Source organism: Psychrobacter sp. JCM 18903, from assembly GCF_000586475.1.
GTDB lineage: Bacteria > Pseudomonadota > Gammaproteobacteria > Pseudomonadales > Moraxellaceae > Psychrobacter.
In genome coordinates this window covers 319,829-337,489 of the sequence record NZ_BAWJ01000001.1, presented here as the reverse complement: position 1 = coordinate 337,489, position 17,661 = coordinate 319,829, and the positions used below count along the sequence as shown (strand labels likewise).

Sequence of the window (17,661 nt, the reverse complement as noted above, 5' to 3'; positions counted from 1 at the left end):
CATAATAAATACGGGATTAATGAGCATGCGATGAAAAGTTAAAAATACTACTTAAACCTATTTGCTAGCCATATGACCAGCTCACGAGCTGGCGCATTATCCAACGCTTGAGGGATTTGGGCATACGTCATAACACAGTCATTCAGATCCGTCAGCATATGCAACAGTAAGCCCAAACCTATGACTCTGTATGGCTTAGGCAGCACTAACATAGCCGCATATACTGCCATTGCATAATAACTGTGCAGCGGGTGAAAGTTAATACTACAGCGATTGGGCGAGAAAATAGGCGTTGCTAGCAGATGATCCAAATCAACCAGCATAGTGCCGAGCAGTATCAGATAAACCCTTTTGTAATCATTGCGGAAAAACACATAAGCCACGATTAAAGGCATGCCGAAGTGAAAAAAGTAGTGAATTAAGGTTTGCGTCATTGACCTTTTGCCTATCTCATCGTGACCGTTCGTTTTCTAAGTTTATTCTATTTGAAAAACAGTGCCTTGGATTCAACCGTGTTCGAACAGACCTCATGTGCCAACGCAACAAATGCCTTAGTAGCAGCGCTCTGATACGCACCTTTTCGTTGTAGTAATACCGCTGTACGCTGGAGCAAAGACGGCGCTAAGGTAATCGCCACCAGCTCATCATAATTATGAGCGATGTTGGAAGGTAATAAGGTGGTCAGTTGAGTATGGCGAACCATTTCGATCACTGCGCTTAGCGAGTTTGCCTCCATCAGTACGTTTGGCGCAATGTCATGCTGACGACAATAATGCTCAATCTGTTCGCGCGTGGCAAATTCGCGGCTCAGCAATACCAGTGACTGCGCGTTTAGCGTTGGCAAATCAATCGCCGCTTGCTTAGCAAGAGGGTGATGTTTACTAACAACCAGTGCGAGCGTCTCTATCAGCAAGGTTTGTGTATCGATATCGGCAGACTGCACATCTTCAAAAGCAATACCCACATCAAACTCATCATCGAATATTTGCTTTTCCATCTGCTCCTGTGACATCTCCTGCACGCTTAGCGTGAGGCTCGGATAACGAGTATGAAACGCTTTGATTAAAGGTCCAAGCAAATACGTGGTAAAGGTAGGCGTAATCGCAATCCGCAACGCACCGCGACTGAGATCCTGCACGTCGTGGATGGCGCGCGTCCTTCCTCCAAATCCTGCAAGGCTCTATGGGCATAGCGCGCATAGACGTCACCGGCATCGGTCAATGTGACACGGCGACCAGAGCGATCAAATAAAGTCGCGCCTAGACCCTCCTCCAACTGTTTAATCTGCTGCGATAACGCTGGCTGTGACACGTACAAAGACGCTGCTGCTTGGGTAAAGCTTTGGTACTTTGCCACTGCCAAAAAATACTTAATGTGCCGAAGAATCATGGGTCATCTCGTGTGGATTAGGGATTGATAAAAGTTTGGTCATAAGTAATTATTATCGACATCATAACATACTAGTATTTTACCTTATAACGATAGTGACGTATCATTCCTTTTATCGACTTCACAGAGGCCAACGCGATGAAAGATATTATTGAAGGTTTTCTAAAATTTCACAGTGACGCCTATCCTAAGCGCGCCGATTTATTCAAAAATTTGGCGACCAAACAAAACCCGCGCACGCTGTTTATTTCTTGTTCAGACAGCCGCTTAGTGCCTGAGCTCGTTACCCAACACGAACCCGGTGGTCTGTTTGTGATTCGCAATGCGGGTAATATCGTCCCATCTTATGGTCCTGAGCCTGGCGGTGTATCGGCGTCAGTTGAGTATGCTGTTACCGCTTTAAAAGTCACGGATGTGGTGATTTGCGGGCACTCAGACTGCGGCGCGATGACTGCGATTGCCAACTGCACCTGCATGGATCATATGCCAGCGGTAGGCAGCTGGCTACGCTATGCTGACTCAGCACGGGTGGTCAATGAAGTCCGTAAACATGCCAGTGATAGCGAGCGGGTCGCTTCTATGGTTCGTGAAAATGTCATCGCTCAAATCGAAAATATCAAAACCCATCCTTCGATACGTTTGGCGCTAAGAGAAAATCGTTTAGCACTACATGGCTGGGTTTACGATATCGAGTCCGGTGACATCGATGCCTTAGATGGCGTGACCAATGAATTTGTCTCATTGGCCACGCACACTGAGGTTCGCGCTTATCCGATATCGCCACTGGCAGTCGCCGTTTAGCGTTACATAACTGTCATTATCAATGACTATGCATAATCAGAAAATCAATTAACCCAATAACCACCACCAACCTCAAAAGGTATTATTATGATTCAGTCTCAAGTGAGCAACACCGCACGTCAAACATTAACGGACACCATCATTGCTGCCAAAGCGGCAAAGAACCTGTCATTTGAGCAAATCGCTTCAGGAACAGGCTTGAGTGATGTCTTTGTCACTGCCGCTTTGCTAGGTCAGCATCCGCTACCTACTGATGCCGCCCAAAAAGTTGGTGAAACTTTAGGACTTGATGAGGACGCCATCGCGTTACTACAATGTATTCCATCACGAGGCAGCGTTGGTAGTGAGATTCCTACTGACCCGACAATCTACCGTTTTTATGAGATGATGCAGGTATATGGCACCACGCTAAAAGCCTTGGTTCATGAGCAATTTGGTGATGGTATCATCAGTGCCATTAATTTCAAAATGGATATCAAAAAAGTAGCTGACCCAGAAGGTGGTGATCGCGCAGTGATCACTCTAGATGGTAAGTTCCTACCGTTCAAACCTTTTTAAATGATGCTTTAAATAGCAGTTTAATCAGCGGTTTGTAAAAATAGTACTTATTGAAAAAGTCGACGTTCGGCATATAGTGACGTCGGCTTTTTTGGCGACTCAGGCGGTGATTTTTTGGTACTGCCTTTCTTAATACGGATTTTATATTATTCATGAGTACCGATCATATCTCCTCCACGGCGCGTTCGTCGATACTGACCTTGTTGTTTCCTATGCTGGTGATTGCTGGGTTGGCGATGACGCTGCGTCCAACGATCACTTCTACTGGTCCATTGCTGACAGAAATTCGCCTAAGCACAGGTATGGGTTTGCAAGCCGCCTCTTTATTGGTGGTGCTGCCGATGCTGTGTATGGGTATATTTCCGCTACTGTTGCCTTGGATTGGGCGACGATTTAGTGAAAGCGCGTGGATCACAGGCGGTCTGTTTGCGATTGCCTTAGCGTGTTTATGGCGCTTGTGGTTAGATACTGGAGGTACGCTGATAGCCAGTGCCTTAGTAGGCGGCACGGGTATCGCCATCGTGCAAGCATGGCACCTGGTGTGGTCAAGCGTTGGTATCCTGCACGCGTACCACTTGCTATGGGCGTTTACTCTGCCGCACTAATGACTGGTGGCGGGGTTGCCGCTATCTTGAGTCCGGTGGTCGCTCAACATTACGACAGTTGGCAATCTGGTTTGGGTATTTGGCTGGTAGTGCCAGTTTTTGCCCTCGTACTGTGGTGGCGGCGACCCTCTGAGCAGATGGAAAATCGAGACGACGGGGTAAGAATCAACTTTTTTGGCAATCGCCGTGCTTGGCTGCTGGCAAGTTATTTTGGTCTGGCAAACGCTGGATATGCTTGTATGATTGCATGGTTGCCAAGCTATGCGCAGACTTTGGGCTGGAGCGCGCAAAGTAGTGGCGAGCTGATCGGTATCATGACGATTTTTCAGGTCATTGGTGCGCTGGTTATTCCAATGTTATCCGCCCATCGTCTCGACCGCCGACCTTGGTTGTTTTTTGCCGTAGGGATACAAATTGCTGGATTTATAGGTTTGATTACCATGCCGACAGCTTTACTCATCTTGTGGATTGCCTTGATTGGCTGTGGTCTTGGTGCTTGCTTTTCATTGACATTGACCGTCGCGTTAGATCATTTGTCAAAACCCAAACTCGCTGGGGCACTGGCAGCATTTGTCCAAGGCATTGGCTTTATTATTACCGCCATCGCGCCTTATGTCGCAGGTGTGCTACGCGAGTCGACTGGCAGTTTTCAAGCGGTTTGGTGGATGCTATTGATCAGCCTTATCGGCATGCTGTTTGTCACCATCAAGTTTGCCCCAGCAAGTTATCATCAGGCAATTGACTTGTCTAAGCTTTGATTCAGGCGTATTGAGTCATGTCATGCGATATTCAAAACAACCTCAAGGATTAACTATGAAATGATTGATTATGAAAAAACTCGTTATCTATGCCGCGCTTGCAACCTCACTGTTGTCCATCTCCGCGTGTGCCAACACCTCATACTCACAGTATCAAGTGCCAGCGATTAAATCAAACGTAATAACTCAAGGAGCAGAGATGGCCACCATTCCATTATTGACTGGCGAGATGGCACAAAACATGGTGAATGCCGCCGCATTAGAGGCCAAAAACAACAATTTGATGGTATCTGTCACCGTCGTTGATGCCTCCGGACAAACCTTAGCAGTTCTCAGAGATCACCGCGCAGGCGTGCATACCGTGCGTGCCAGTTATAAAAAAGCCTATACCGCAAACTCACAAAAAAGAGAAACGGCGGTCATCGCCAAAGGCATCAAAGACGGCACGATTCCTGAAGACCTACGCTATCTGGATGAAAACATCCTTATCTTAGATGGCGGCGTGCCCATTTATATCGATGGTATCGTAGTCGGTGGTATCGGGGTGGGCGGCGCACATGGCAGCGAAGATGTACACATCGCCAAAGCAGGTCTAAAAGCATTAGATCAGCAGTAGAGCGCGCTAAAATTTTAAGATAAATATTCCACACATTATGCTGTTCAAAAATCGATAAGCCTGCCTGTCCTTATGTTTATCGTTACTTCTATAAAAGCAGAAGGAGAGAAACCATCTAATGATTTCTCTCCTTCTGAAATGCGCCATTAAAGTACCCCATGTCTTAATCTAGCCATTTTTAGCCCATATAGATGCCTCAATTAAATTGAGGACATACTCTAGATCAATGCCGCTAGATCCGTGAGCTTCTCAAGCACGACATCTGGTGAATATTTCTCCAGTTGCACATGGGTTTGAGCACCAGTGAGCACCCCAACACATAGACCACAATGGGCATTTTTGCCTTCTTCGATATCAATGCCGCTGTCCCCTGCTTTCAATACCTGTTGCGAATGCTCAATCCCAAACTTGTCCATAGCAAGGGTAATCATATCTGGTGCAGGACGACCATTGTGCACATCATCTGCTGTAATCAAAGCATCAATATCACGACCCACTGACCATCAAAAGGTTAATATTTTATTGGCTGTCTGAATATCGTAGCCCGTATTTAGCACGACTTTTCTACCCGACTGCTTTAATTGAGTGAAAAAATCTAGCATGCCATCGAGGGTTGCTACCGTGTCCTTGGTATAGGCTGATGCCAACGCTGATTTAAACGCATTAAAGGCAGTATCCGTCCATTTTTCCCTATCAGCGGTCGCGGTATTGTCATGTTTGCATACTTCATTGAGTATATCACTAATGGCTTGTCGCTTTTCTTTGCCAGCCCCAAACTCTAAACACACCTCTAAATTGACCTGAATGTCTATTCGACCAACCTGTTGTAAGGTGTGATTGATCGCATCACATACGGTCTTATAAACCAAATTATTTTCATTGACGGTCGTGCCTGCCATATCAAAGACACACAGTTTGATCGCGTCGAATGGCGCTTTGATACGATGAATATCTGTATTCATTATTTTGACTCCAATACTAAATTAACTAACTCTTCACCAAAGGCAAATCCCGTTGATGCGCCTGTGCCGCTTGTGATGGTACCGATGGCAACTCCTGATTCTGGTGATGCTTTAAACACGACATTGTCGGCACTTGGATAGACCCCTAACCAGTGCTGAGTGATGTCTACCTCACCGATATCCATGACTTTTTTGAACTCGTTGATGATTAAGTTATCTTGATAAGTGTCTCTAAAGGGCAGCTCTTTATCACAGTAATTATGACTATCACCAATGATAAGTGAGCCATCCGCTGATTGAACAACGATTAAATGTACGCCAGCCTTGCGCTCAGCAGCTTGGGTAGCATCAAGTAAGCTGATAAGCGCACGGGCTTCTGGTAGCTGGGCAAACCCATCATAACGAGCAAAACTCAGATCTGACATGACAGCAGCATTTAGTTTGAACGCTTGCCTTGGCATCACGCGCATCATATTGAGGGTACAGAGTTTGGCATCAGACTGCGCTAAAGTATCAGGATATAAGCCATGTAAATCTGCCCCAGGACAGATCACACAATGCGCTGTCTGTAGCGCCCCTCGACTGGTATGAACAGTGGGCAAATCAACCGCCTGAACCGTGGTTTTGTTATAAAAATCCACGCCATGCACTTGTGCTAACCAGTCCGCCAATTTGCCAATCGCCGTATTTGACTCAACTCTCAGCTCATACGGGCTATATAAAACGCCCAAACCTGTTTTAAGATAAGGCGTCTGCTCCTGTATTTCTGATTGGCTCAATAAGCGACAGGACTCGCCCATTTCAGTCTTCAAAAACGCGTCGGCAACGCTCATCGCTTCAGGGCGCTGAACCAGGATGTGCAAACCGGTATGCTCAACCTTGATACCGGCTTTTGGCGCGATATCCGCCCAGATATTGCGTGAGTGCATGGCACGTTGCCAATGCTCACCGCTACGCTGACCACTAACCGTCACAAAGCCAAAGTTACGAATCGAGGCATCTTTATTCTGTGCTTCACGCTCTACCAGCGCCACTTTCAGCCCTTTTTTTACGGCAGCATAAGCGCTGGCAAGACCAACGATACCGCCCCCAACGACGACCACATCATACTGTTTATCTGATAATTTACTTGTCCCTGTCATAGCTTTTTTCTTCTTTATGATTGATTACAAATGATACTCAATTTATGTTTTAGCGGCGCAATCCATGTTTTAAGGATTTCACTATCCGATGAAATAGTGCATTTGGATAATGACTACTCATCACGGTTTTTATGGATTCATTTACGATTCAGTTTGTCCATGGAAAAACGCTCTGTGCTTATCTAACAGCTCAGCCGTCAGTGGCTCGCCGTACGTTTTACTGTTTTTTATGTGATTGTCAGGAGCGACTGTTTCACCGTCATAAATCACATTTGGGTATATCGTCAATAATTTTGGACGCGCATTTTTAACAATAATTTCAGCTATTTTTATCGCATTTGGATTGGTATTCTCGCCTTTATCAATAACGGCTACCGATTCCGTCAGCGTATAATTTCCCTCGCTTGGGTCAACATAATCAATAGGCAAGCCTTGTGCTTTGTTTGCGATTGCTTGATGACGCAAGCCAAAACCAATCGGCACCTCACCTGCCATCACTTTTTTGATCGGACCTGAGCCTGATAATTCCAAATTTGGACCCGCATTGATGCGGATATCGTTCATAATTTTCTGCCCTTCAGCGCCCATTCCATAAGTAGCGGTGACGTCTTGAATAAAGAGCCAACCTGTCGATGAGCCATTAGGATCCACCATCGCAATTTTATTTTTGTAGATCGGGTTTGCCAAATCCTTGGCACTGGTTGGTCTGGGCAGATTTTGTGCCGCCATCTCTTTTGTGTTTAAAATAATAGCGCCCGTAAAGCCCAGTATTGGTGCATAGTAATTGGGGACCGCCACTTGCGGGTCAACGTCAAAGGTCAATTCTTTAAACATAGGATGCTTGGCTTGGGCACTTTCTAAGTAGAACGAGCTCATCGTCACCATATCAGCCTCTGTATTATCGCCTTCTGCCAGCAAACGCCCACCCAACTCCCCTGTCCCAAAAGACTGAAAGACATACTGACCCTCATAGCCTGCTTCGTCTAAAACCTCTTGGATGACCTCGACCGCTTCTTCGTCGGCATTGCTATAAATGACCACTTCTTCGACGTTGCTAGAAGCACCTCCTTCCGACTCAGGTGAATTACAACCTGCTAAGACGATTCCACACGCGAAACTTGCCACTAACGTTTTGAATAAAAACATTATTTGTCCTATTATTTGTTGATGTTTTAATAATGAAAAAGGTGTTGCTTAAAATATAAAACGAAAATAAGTCTTATCAATGCGCTTGACCGATGGGTAAGACTAAGAAGACGTTGGCACCACCATTGACTTAGGTTTTTATTGCCGCTCTACCAGAGAGCCGTTTGCTATAAATATGACGGACCATAGCAAACAACATCAGTGCGCCAATATTGGTCAGCAATATCATCAGCGACAAGATAAAAATCTCATCGAAGCGCGCAAAGTGCTGTAGCTCAACTATCTTGGTGGTGAGTACCATGGTTTTGGCACCTGAAATAAAGATAACCGCGCTAATCGTCACCATGGCGCTGATAAAATAGAACGAAGCGACTTCAATCAGCGTAAAAAATGAATTGGGCACGACGATGCGGCGTAACGATACAAACCATGAGTCACCCAACAGACCAGCCGTCGTCTCCCAGCCCAAATTCATTTTAGACAGTGCGTTTTTACTCATTAAATAAGGCGTGGCAAAGTAATGAATGATGTTGCTAATCACGATGATAAAAATAGTATTGGCGACCGCCGACCCCGAAAACACCATCAAATAGGCAATACCTACGACCATTCCAGGCACCGTATTGGTTACCAATGCTGAGCTTTCAATACTGAATTTACCCATTTTAAACAGGCTTGAGCGCTCGTATAACAGGCTGAAAAATACGTAATCAAGGTGCCAAACACCGCCGTTAATACCGCCACAAGTAATGAATTTTTATAGACCCGCATCAGATTGGCAGACTCTAAAGCCTCGCTGACAATCTCGGTGGTGAAGACCATCTGATAAGGCCATGATTTAATCCATGGGATGATGAATATCACGGCGAATACCAGTAACAGTGAGGCTAAAATCACACTCGATAACACCGCCAAAACACGGTCTTTGATTTTTGAGGTGGGCAGATCAATCATTTCAACTGAGTCATAGCGCACATTGAAGCGTGCCACGTACCATAGTATGGCGATGCTTAGGATTGATGGCACCAGCATAAATAGCGCAACCACTGCCCCCTTTTCGAATGAAGGTGACGCGCCTAAGATTTGGGTATAAAGCTCAGTGGCGATGACGCTATATTGCCCCCCAATCGACGCTGGAATACCAAAGTCTGTAAAGGCTAAAAAGAAACATTGAATCATCGCTGCTGCAAAGGTGCCGATTAGAGGGCGCACCACAGTCATGTCAAACTGGCGATAAGGAGAGTCTCCCATCAACTCTGATACAACGACAAACTTTTTGTCCAAATATTGGAACGTATTGTTCAATAATAAAAAAGCAATGGGCAAGGTATAAATGGTATAACCAAGCCACATGCCATAAAAGCCATATATGTCCTCAAACAGCTGAAAGCCTATAATCTGAATCAGCAAGCCTTGTTTACCAAAGGTATAAATAATGGCAAAGCCATAGGTTACGGTTGGCAACAACATAGGAAATAATGCCGCCAGCTTAATAAATTGTTTAAAACTTTTGGGCAAATTGGTCCAATGCACGGTATAAGCCAAAATAAAGCCCAAAACGTCGCGCTAAGCGCACTCATCGTTGCCACAAAAAAGCTGTTTTTCATGGTCTGCAAAAAGCCATCACTGCTCAAAATACTGGTGTAGTTTTCTAGCCTAATGCATCACCGACATTCAAAGACAGTGCCAGCAGTTTGACTAATGGCACAAACATAAACATAACGAATAAAACAGCAACGAATAGCCAAATTGCTTTTACGAGGGGTGAATTGCTCAATTTCATAAATATCCAAGACGATCAAATAGTCAAATACGTTCATTCACAACATTTTTATTTTTAATCAATATTAATTGATGGTGGCATCTTTTCGTTTTTGCTGATGACTGGCTTTGATAACGTTAAGATCGTCGGTATTGTCGATAGTTTTAATACCATCGATATCGTCATAACGATGTGTCACCACACTGTCATCCTGACCGTAATGTTGGCGCTGGGTATATTTGCTTAAGGGGTCGATATTTGCGCTATCATCCGCGAATAAACTTAAGATATTGCGACGCTTAATATTGAGCTGATTGAGAATGAAGTTTTTGACAAAATCATTGGCTGGGTTGCGAATGATTTCCGTTGGGGTCGCGAACTGTGCCACTTTGCCGTCTGAGAGCAGTAAAATACGATCAGATAACGTCATGGCTTCTTCTGGATCATGAGTGACTATTAAAGTCGTCAACTGATAGCGAACGGAAATCTCGCGAATACGTGCTTTGATGGTTTCTTTGATGACACCATCTAGCGCAGATAAAGGCTCATCTAATAACAGAATTTTAGGCTTCATCACCAAAGTGCGTGCGAGTGCCACGCGTTGCTTTTGACCGCCTGACAACTGGTTGATACGTTTATTTAGGTGGGCTTTGATATCGAGTAAGTCGACCAGTTCATCGACTTCTGCTTGCGTGCTAATATGGGGATTATTGCGTAGACCGTATTCGATGTTTTGTTTGACATTTAGATTGGGAAACAGTGCATAGTCTTGAAAGACAATATTAAAGCCTCTTTTTTTCATCGGCACTCGTGTAATGTCTTCGCCGTTATAAGCAAGACGACCGCCATTGATACCCGTCAAACCCAAGATAATATGCAATAAAGTCGTTTTACCACACCCAGAAGGCCCTAAGATTGAGACAATTTCGCCTTATTAATTTTGAGGGAAATATCTTCAAAGATGACTTTATTCTCATACTTTTTCGTCACACCTCTAAGCTCTAACATATCAACCAACCTGATCATTTATTATTTGTGTTGCCTAGGTCAGCAGTGTAGCCAGTAGTTGTGACATTTTGGTTAAAGAGCCATGACAATACGATGACATCAAACAACATTAGGGCGTGTCCTCAATTCAATCAATTACTCTCTAAATGGGCTAAAAATGGCTAAATTTTGCTAAACATCGTCACATAGCTTATCAATATCTCGATATTAACGGTGCTAGCTTCCTTGTTTGACGGCAATTTATCTCATTTTTATCACCATTTTTAAAATGAGGACACGCCTAGATAAAGTATCGAAAACAACCCCATAAGCATTTGCCAAAACATAAGGCCTCATTTAATACCATTAAATGAGCCTTACGGAAATAGCTGGCGAATCGATCATTTACATTTTCAGACGGAACAAACTAACCGTGAGCGTTATTGATTGGAGGCGGTAAATTGTATCAAGAGCTTTTACTCTCATTGAATGTCGGTATGAATCCTGATTATTGGTGACTGATGATGGTCATGCTGTAGTCGTAAAATGATCATAAGATGCTCATGCAATGTTCCTCTTGAGTAATCATTATGCTTCATGAGCCAATTTTCTCAGCTTGTGACGCAGTATTTTTCCGACAGTTGATTTGGGTAACTCGTCTATAAATTCGATATGACGCGGGCATTTATAGGCGGCCAGATTTGCTTGGCACAGCGCTTTAATATCATCCTCATTTAAGCTGTCATCAGATTTTACAACGTAGGCTTTGACCGACTGACCCTGCAACTTATCATCAATACCAACCACTGAACATTCGGCAACCTTAGGGTGCTCCTCAATGATGTTTTCTACTTCGTTAGGATAAACGTTGAAACCACTGACGATAATCATGTCTTTTTTACGGTCATATATTTTGATAGCACCCTGCTCATTCATAGACGCGATATCACCTGTCTTTAAGTAACCATCAGCGGTAAAAAACGTCGTATTGTCAATATTATGATAATGAGTAATGACGTTATCACCTTTGATACACATCTCACCAACTTCATTTATGGCGAGAATATTTTCATCATCATCACGGATATTGATATCGACACTAGCAGTGGTAACCCTACATTGCCACTATATTCAGTACCATTAAATGGATTAGCGGTACCCACGCCTAGCGTCTCAGACATACCCCAGCCTTCGAGGATAGGCAGACCTGTGACTTCACGCCAGCGCTTAGCGGTTTCAGGGGTCGCTGCCATACCACCAACTACAGTTAACTTGCATGCGGAAAAATCCAGATCCTTAAATTTGGGGTTCATCAGCAGGGCTTGGAACAAAGTATTAACACCAGGCAATAGATGAAAAGGACGCTTGCGCAATATCTTGATAAACCCTTCAATATCACGTGGATTGGTCACCAGTGTGAGATGCTGACCCACACTCAACCCAACTATTGAGCAGATAAACGCATAAATATGATACAGCGGTAAAGCGACAATGGTATTTATTTGAGTACTATCAGACATGGTGTCATAGACTGGCTTGAACCATTCGACAAATTGATAAGTGGCGGTCACAACATTTTGATTGGTAATCAAGATACCTTTGGCAACACCTGTCGTACCGCCAGTATATTGCAGCATTAATAAGTCGTCCGCTTGAATGCTAGGGCGAGAATAGCTTAATTTTTTGGCACGTTTTAAAAAGGCTTTATAGCGAGTCACGGTATAGCGAGAATTGGATTTCAACTGATAACAGGGAATGGCTTTTTTGACATATTTGGCAGCGATATTAACAAACGCACCTTTCACTACTCCTAACATATCGCCAATCTTGCTGATGACCACAGTTTTGACAGGCGTGTCTTTGATAATTTTCTCTAACGTTTTACAAAATGGTTCTAATATAAATAATACAGCAGTATCTGAGTCAGCCAATTGATGTCTCAATTCACGAGGACTATACAGTGGATTGATGAGCGTTGTGACCATACCAGCGCGAATTATCCCTATGACAATAGGCAGGTACTGGTTGACATTGGGCATCATGATGCCTATGACCGAACCCTTTGCTAGACCCAGACTTTGAATCCAAGCCGCAATAGCCAATGACAGGCTATCCACTTGCCCATAAGAATAAGTAACACCCATGTTGGTGATAAATTCATGGCTGGCATATTCTGTTAATTTGTCATCAAACATGTCAATCAATGTATTATGTGGCGGCGCTATCTGTGCATTTATCCCTTTAGGATAATGCTGCGTCCAAAACTGATCCATAATTTACCTTCCTTGGTAATCAACTTATGAAAAACTCAATGGCTTTGAAGCATTTCTCATAAAAAACATAACTACTCAACTTGCTGCCATCCTGACGTTGCATCATACTCATCTTGGTGGGCAAATAAGGGATGTGCTTTTGCTTCACTCAGGCTAAGCACAGGAGTCACGCAGACATCAACGAGTGCAAAAACTTGTTGCCAATGCTCAAGCGTTTGACTGGCAAACTTATCACTTACCGTCTTAGCTGCCGCTTGGCTTTCAGAGGTGTTTGGCATAACACCACGTTGCCAATGGCTGTTTTTGAGCGCTGGCAACGCCAACGCCTCACACAATCCTTGCCAAAATTTGAGCTCTAGCGAACCAATAGCCATATAGCGTGCATCTGAGGTTTTGTATAGGCGGTAGCAAGGCAATAATCCACCCAAAAAATCATTTTGTGGTGCTGGTTGTTGTCCTGAAAAGCTTTTCACCAGTGTTCCCGTTGCCTTTGGCATTATCATATGTTGATACAAGCTGTGCGTCATACTAACCGCAACATGACGACCTTTGCCCGTCCGCTGGGCGGCGAACACCGCAGCCAGCAATGCAATCACAGCGGTATCACTACCACCTGCCAAATCCGCAAATTGCACGTTAGGCATCGCCTGCTCACCACTCGCCGTCTTTAATTGGTCTAAAACACCGCTCATCGCCATAAAGTTAATATCATGACCGGCTTTATCAGCCCAGTCATGATTAATCTCAATTTTCGAATCGCTAGATGCCAAACCATAACCAGTAATCGATACCATGACTAGCTTTGGATTAATCGCATGCAGCGTTTTGGCATCTAGTCCCATGCCTTTTAGGACGCCGGGGCGAAAGCTGTCCAACATCACATCAGCATCTTTGAGGTGCGCTTTGATAGCAGCAATACCTTGAGGATCACGGAAATCATGACTTTCAGTAGTTTTGCCATGATTTAGTGCTTTAAATAATTCACCAAAGGCTCTGGCAGGATCACCATTTTTGGGTTCAATCTTAATGATTTCTGCGCCCAAATCTGCAAGCAAACGTGTGGCAAAGGGTCCCGGTAAATTACGAGTCAAATCAACGACGCGCAGCCCTTGTAAGCAATCTGCCATTAAATCTATCATTGAACCAGTGCTCGTATTAATCGTAGAATCAGTCATCAGAAAACACCTCTCCTTTATCTGCCATGTCTAGCAGAATTTGTGCTGGCTCAAAACGCTCACCGTATTGAGCCGCGAGTTCACGGCTACGGGTGATGAACGTCTCTAACCCCATCGAATTGATAAACTGTAGCGTACCGCCTTGATGTGGTGCAAAGCCCCAGCCAAAGATAGAACCGATGTTGGTATCAGCGACAGAGCGGACGACGTTTTCTTGATAACACTTAGCGGATTCGTTGGCTTGGATAAACATCAAACGGTCAATTAAATCTTGCTGTGATGGCTGCGCGGCTTTTGCTGGATATAAATTCATCAGCTCAGGCCACAAGTATTTGTCGCCGTTATCGGTATACTCATAAAAGCCTTTACCATTCTTTTTGCCCTCGCGATTGTGTTCTTTGACCAGCGTTTTGAGTATCTCGTACGAAGGACGCATAGCAATGGGTTTACCTTCAGCCTCCATATCTAGCTGCTGCTGTTCGCTCACGTGTAGCGCCAAACTTAATGAGACTTCATCTTGCAATGCCAATGGCGGCATGGGCATACCGGTTTTCATGCCAGCAACCTCGATGCTGCGCGGATGGACACCCTCGCCTAACATCGCCACCCCTTCTGACACATAAGTGCCAAATACCCGTGAGGTAAAAAAACCCCGACTGTCATTGACGACGATAGGTGTTTTACCGATTTGTAGCACATAATCAAAGGCTTTTGCTAAAGTGGCGTCATCCGTTTGCTCACCCATGATAATCTCAACCAACGGCATCTTATCGACTGGCGAGAAGAAATGCAGCCCGATAAATTGATTGGGACGGGTGCTGGCTTTTGCCAAGCCAGTGATAGGAAGTGTCGACGTATTAGATGCATAGACAGCCGTGTTAGGAATCACCGCCTCGCTTTGCTGAGTACACTTGGCTTTAATCTCACGATTTTCAAACACCGCTTCGATAATCAGGTCGCAGTCTGCCAAATCGTCATAAGACACTGTCGCTTGATACGATTGAGTAACGCCTGCTTTTTCTCCTCAGTAGAGCGTTTACGGCTAATGGCTTTATCCAAAATAGTAGCAGAATATGCTTTGCCTTTTTCAGCGCCTGCTATATCAGTGTTGAGGAGTACAACGTTAATCCCCGCCTTTGCAGTGACATAAGCGATGCCCGCGCCCATCATGCCTGCACCTAGAACACCAACCTTTTTAGTTTATAGCGCTCAAAACCATTTGGACGAGATTGACCTTTTTTAATACTATTCAGCTGCGTCCATAGCGTATTGATCATATTTCTAGATTCAACAGACAGCATACAAGCCGCGAAGTAACGAGACTCAAGCTCAAGTCCTGTATCGATATCCACTAAGCAGCCCTCGAACACACAAGACATGATATGGGTAATGGCTGGATAATTGCCGTGTGACTTTTGATTGGCCATGGCTGGTGCAATAGAAAATATCGGCACAATACTAGGATGTTTACTATCACCGCCGGGAATTTTAAAGCCCTTTCTATCCCATGGCTGCTGGGCATCGGGATTAGCTTTGATCCAGTATTTTGCCTGCTTGAGCATATCTGCTTTGTCAGTGGCAACGGCATTAATTAGACCCATGTCTTTAGCGGCAGTTGGACGCAGCTCTTTACCTTGGGTCATCAGCTCTAAAGCTGATTGAATACCAACCAATCGAGGTAAACGCTGAGTACCTCCGCCGCTCGGCAGCAAGCCCAATTTGACTTCAGGTAGACCCAATTTAGTTTTAGGCGAATCAATCACGATACGATAATGACAGGCCAATGCCAACTCCAAACCACCGCCAAGTGCCGTTCCAGTCATAGCAGCAACGACAGGTTTACCTGATTTCTCTAGTTTGCGTAAACTGGCTTTCAGTCTTCGACCAGCTCAAACGCTTGTTCAGCGGTTTTAATATTAGCCAACTGATCAATATCAGCACCGACGACAAAGGTCTTTTTGCCAGAGGTTAAAATCAAACCTTTGGCGGACGCGTCGTTAATAAAGCTGTCAGTCATCACTGCAAAATTATCGGTGAAACCGTCGCCGATGACATTCATTTTGCGACTACTTTGGTCAATCGTGACGGTGATAATGCCCTTATCAGATTCGGCAGAAAAGTGGTTCAATGCATTGATGGCGTCTACGCTGTTTGTGCTCATTTCAAATCCTTTTTATATTATTCTATGTCGATATCATTCACTAGAAACTAATGACAATCACTAAAATCTATTAGCGCTATCAGCACTACACGCGCTCAATGATAGTGGCGATGCCCATACCACCACCGACACAGAGCGTAATCATCGCGGTTTTTAGATCGCGACGTTCTAATTCATCAAGCACAGTTGTCATGAGCATCGCGCCCGTGGCGCCAAGTGGATGACCCATCGCGATAGCGCCGCCATTGACGTTGACGATATCAAGCGAGAGTCCGAAGTCATCGGCAGTATCCAGGGGAACAGCAGCAAAGGCTTCATTGATTTCCCATAGGTCTATATCTGAAGCTTGTATGCCTGCTTTTTTGAGCGCTTTTTGGCAGGCAGGCGTTGGCCCTGTCAGCATAATAGCGGGTTCTGAGCCAATGACTGAGGCCATGGTGATTTTGGCGCGTGGTTTAAGGCCTGCTTTTTGACCAGCAGCTGCACTACCCACTAAGCAAATTGCAGCACCATCAACGATGCCTGAAGAATTGCCCGCATGATGCACGTGATTTACTTTTTCAATGGTGGTATATCTGTCCAAGATAACGCTATCAAAGCCCATCTTACCCGGCATAATAAAAGAAGGATTGAGACCTGCTAAGGTTTCAACATTGGTATTGGGACGGATGGTTTCGTCTTTATCCAATAGCGTCATGCCATTGATATCGGTGACGGGAACGACCGATTTATCATAATAGCCCTGCTCCCAAGCATGCGCGGCGCGGCGATGCGACTCGGTAGCAAACGCATCGACATCGGTGCGACTAAAACCTTTTAGCGTCGCTATGGTATCCGCGCCAACGCCTTGCGGGACAAAATGCGTCGCTTCATTAACCCGTGGATCCATATACCACGCCCCGCCGTCAGAGCCATAGGCACGCGGCTCATCGACTCTACGCCACCTGCAACCACCATGTCCTCCATACCTGACATGATTTTGGCAGCGGCTAGATTGATAGACTCCAGACCTGAGGCACAAAAACGAGATAAAGTGACACCCGCCACACTTTGCGCCCAGCCAGCATCAATGACCGCAATACGGGCAATATCAGAACCCTGCTCACCAACGGGCGTCACGCAACCGAGCACCACATCATCGACCAAACTGGTGTCCAAATGATGGCGCTGTTGCATTTCCTTTAACAAGGTATGGGCAAGCCAAATCGGTGACGCCTGATACAAAGAGCCATCCTTTTTACCTTTGCCGCGCGGGGTGCGGATAGCATCATAAATGTAAGCAGTCTCAGTCATAAAAATCCCTTTTTATCTTTTTTGAATAAATAA

Annotated in this window: 19 protein-coding genes and 2 pseudogenes; 5 read left to right on the top strand and 16 right to left on the bottom strand. The window is 44.9% G+C overall.

Features of this window, described 5'->3' with window-relative positions:
- Positions 1-47: 47 nt before the first annotated feature.
- The 3 genes from TT12_RS01470 to TT12_RS16055 are packed head-to-tail and all read right to left on the bottom strand — an operon-like array spanning position 48 to position 1,389.
- Complete coding sequence (locus TT12_RS01470; RefSeq protein WP_045451493.1) at positions 48-434, bottom strand: DUF6122 family protein; 387 nt, start codon at positions 432-434, stop codon at positions 48-50.
- 47 nt (positions 435-481) lie between these two features.
- Complete coding sequence (gene cynR, locus TT12_RS01465; protein WP_243443217.1) at positions 482-1,138, bottom strand: transcriptional regulator CynR; 657 nt, start codon at positions 1,136-1,138, stop codon at positions 482-484.
- Complete coding sequence (locus TT12_RS16055; RefSeq protein ID WP_243443216.1) at positions 1,063-1,389, bottom strand: LysR family transcriptional regulator; 327 nt, start codon at positions 1,387-1,389, stop codon at positions 1,063-1,065. The genes cynR and TT12_RS16055 overlap by 76 nt, the downstream gene beginning before the upstream one ends.
- 138 nt (positions 1,390-1,527) lie before the next feature.
- Here TT12_RS16055 and TT12_RS01460 point away from each other — a divergent pair, with 138 nt between their 5' ends.
- The 5 genes from TT12_RS01460 (at position 1,528) to TT12_RS01445 (ending at position 4,727) form a co-directional block, all read left to right on the top strand.
- Positions 1,528-2,190 (top strand): carbonic anhydrase, encoded by a 663-nt coding sequence (locus TT12_RS01460; protein WP_045451490.1) that lies wholly within the window; start codon positions 1,528-1,530, stop codon positions 2,188-2,190.
- A gap of 87 nt (positions 2,191-2,277) precedes the next feature.
- The gene (gene cynS / locus TT12_RS01455; protein ID WP_045451487.1) at positions 2,278-2,748 is read left to right on the top strand and encodes a cyanase; all 471 of its coding nucleotides are present in this window, start codon (positions 2,278-2,280) and stop codon (positions 2,746-2,748) included.
- A 152-nt stretch (positions 2,749-2,900) separates the two neighbouring features.
- Entirely contained in the window at positions 2,901-3,353 is a 453-nt protein-coding gene (locus tag TT12_RS16050; protein WP_243443215.1) for an MFS transporter, read from the top strand.
- Positions 3,278-4,111, top strand: a complete 834-nt coding sequence (locus TT12_RS01450; protein WP_243443214.1) for a CynX/NimT family MFS transporter — start codon at positions 3,278-3,280, stop codon at positions 4,109-4,111. The genes TT12_RS16050 and TT12_RS01450 overlap by 76 nt, the downstream gene beginning before the upstream one ends.
- Positions 4,112-4,181: 70 nt before the next feature.
- A complete protein-coding gene (locus TT12_RS01445; protein ID WP_045451484.1) occupies positions 4,182-4,727 on the top strand; it encodes a GlcG/HbpS family heme-binding protein in 546 nt (181 codons plus the stop codon).
- 218 nt (positions 4,728-4,945) lie between these two features.
- On the opposite strand, the gene TT12_RS15100 is transcribed toward TT12_RS01445, so the two are convergent.
- The 13 genes and pseudogenes from TT12_RS15100 to TT12_RS01400 form a co-directional block, all read right to left on the bottom strand.
- Positions 4,946-5,224 carry an HAD hydrolase-like protein gene (locus TT12_RS15100; protein WP_207803952.1) on the bottom strand — a complete coding sequence of 93 codons (279 nt, stop codon included), beginning with the start codon at positions 5,222-5,224 and terminating at the stop codon, positions 4,946-4,948.
- Positions 5,225-5,230: 6 nt separating this feature from the next.
- Entirely contained in the window at positions 5,231-5,689 is a 459-nt protein-coding gene (locus tag TT12_RS15095; protein ID WP_207803951.1) for an HAD family hydrolase, read from the bottom strand.
- A complete protein-coding gene (locus TT12_RS01435; RefSeq protein WP_045451481.1) occupies positions 5,689-6,831 on the bottom strand; it encodes a TIGR03364 family FAD-dependent oxidoreductase in 1,143 nt (380 codons plus the stop codon). The genes TT12_RS15095 and TT12_RS01435 overlap by 1 nt, the downstream gene beginning before the upstream one ends.
- A 141-nt stretch (positions 6,832-6,972) precedes the next feature.
- On the bottom strand, positions 6,973-7,977 hold the full coding sequence (locus TT12_RS01430; RefSeq protein WP_045451478.1) for an ABC transporter substrate-binding protein: 1,005 nt from the start codon (positions 7,975-7,977) through the stop codon (positions 6,973-6,975).
- 130 nt (positions 7,978-8,107) lie between these two features.
- On the bottom strand, positions 8,108-8,641 hold the full coding sequence (locus TT12_RS15090; RefSeq protein ID WP_207803950.1) for an ABC transporter permease family protein: 534 nt from the start codon (positions 8,639-8,641) through the stop codon (positions 8,108-8,110).
- Positions 8,605-9,510 (bottom strand): ABC transporter permease family protein, encoded by a 906-nt coding sequence (locus tag TT12_RS15085; protein ID WP_207803949.1) that lies wholly within the window; start codon positions 9,508-9,510, stop codon positions 8,605-8,607. Before TT12_RS15085 ends, TT12_RS15090 begins: the two co-directional genes overlap by 37 nt.
- Positions 9,511-9,628: 118 nt before the next feature.
- Positions 9,629-9,760 (bottom strand): hypothetical protein, encoded by a 132-nt coding sequence (locus tag TT12_RS18110; RefSeq protein ID WP_279378768.1) that lies wholly within the window; start codon positions 9,758-9,760, stop codon positions 9,629-9,631.
- A gap of 64 nt (positions 9,761-9,824) precedes the next feature.
- On the bottom strand, positions 9,825-10,619 hold the full coding sequence (locus TT12_RS01420; protein WP_243443213.1) for an ABC transporter ATP-binding protein: 795 nt from the start codon (positions 10,617-10,619) through the stop codon (positions 9,825-9,827).
- Between the two features lie 695 nt (positions 10,620-11,314).
- Entirely contained in the window at positions 11,315-11,764 is a 450-nt protein-coding gene (locus TT12_RS16045) for an AMP-binding enzyme (RefSeq protein ID WP_353511608.1), read from the bottom strand.
- A gap of 14 nt (positions 11,765-11,778) precedes the next feature.
- The gene (locus tag TT12_RS01415; RefSeq protein WP_353511607.1) at positions 11,779-12,999 is read right to left on the bottom strand and encodes an AMP-binding protein; all 1,221 of its coding nucleotides are present in this window, start codon (positions 12,997-12,999) and stop codon (positions 11,779-11,781) included.
- Positions 13,000-13,070: 71 nt separating this feature from the next.
- Positions 13,071-14,174, bottom strand: a complete 1,104-nt coding sequence (locus TT12_RS01410) for a CaiB/BaiF CoA transferase family protein (protein WP_227678850.1) — start codon at positions 14,172-14,174, stop codon at positions 13,071-13,073.
- Positions 14,167-16,335, bottom strand: a pseudogene (locus TT12_RS19230) (3-hydroxyacyl-CoA dehydrogenase NAD-binding domain-containing protein). The gene TT12_RS01410 and the pseudogene TT12_RS19230 overlap by 8 nt, the downstream one beginning before the upstream one ends.
- Before the next feature lie 85 nt (positions 16,336-16,420).
- A pseudogene (locus TT12_RS01400) lies at positions 16,421-17,628 on the bottom strand (acetyl-CoA C-acetyltransferase).
- Positions 17,629-17,661 lie beyond the last annotated feature (33 nt).

Coding starts and splice junctions, on each gene's coding strand:
- TT12_RS01470 (WP_045451493.1), bottom strand. CDS start 434: ATGACGCAAACCTTAATTCACTACTTTTTTCACTTCGGCATGCCTTTA.
- TT12_RS01435 (WP_045451481.1), bottom strand. CDS start 6,831: ATGACAGGGACAAGTAAATTATCAGATAAACAGTATGATGTGGTCGTC.
- TT12_RS16045 (WP_353511608.1), bottom strand. CDS start 11,764: ATGTGTATCAAAGGTGATAACGTCATTACTCATTATCATAATATTGAC.
- TT12_RS01410 (WP_227678850.1), bottom strand. CDS start 14,174: ATGACTGATTCTACGATTAATACGAGCACTGGTTCAATGATAGATTTA.
- TT12_RS01430 (WP_045451478.1), bottom strand. CDS start 7,977: ATGTTTTTATTCAAAACGTTAGTGGCAAGTTTCGCGTGTGGAATCGTC.
- TT12_RS15095 (WP_207803951.1), bottom strand. CDS start 5,689: ATGAATACAGATATTCATCGTATCAAAGCGCCATTCGACGCGATCAAA.
- TT12_RS01445 (WP_045451484.1), top strand. CDS start 4,182: ATGAAAAAACTCGTTATCTATGCCGCGCTTGCAACCTCACTGTTGTCC.
- TT12_RS15090 (WP_207803950.1), bottom strand. CDS start 8,641: ATGGGTAAATTCAGTATTGAAAGCTCAGCATTGGTAACCAATACGGTG.
- TT12_RS01460 (WP_045451490.1), top strand. CDS start 1,528: ATGAAAGATATTATTGAAGGTTTTCTAAAATTTCACAGTGACGCCTAT.
- TT12_RS01450 (WP_243443214.1), top strand. CDS start 3,278: ATGGCACCTGGTGTGGTCAAGCGTTGGTATCCTGCACGCGTACCACTT.
- TT12_RS16050 (WP_243443215.1), top strand. CDS start 2,901: ATGAGTACCGATCATATCTCCTCCACGGCGCGTTCGTCGATACTGACC.
- TT12_RS16055 (WP_243443216.1), bottom strand. CDS start 1,389: ATGATTCTTCGGCACATTAAGTATTTTTTGGCAGTGGCAAAGTACCAA.
- TT12_RS01415 (WP_353511607.1), bottom strand. CDS start 12,999: ATGGATCAGTTTTGGACGCAGCATTATCCTAAAGGGATAAATGCACAG.
- TT12_RS18110 (WP_279378768.1), bottom strand. CDS start 9,760: ATGAAATTGAGCAATTCACCCCTCGTAAAAGCAATTTGGCTATTCGTT.
- cynS (WP_045451487.1), top strand. CDS start 2,278: ATGATTCAGTCTCAAGTGAGCAACACCGCACGTCAAACATTAACGGAC.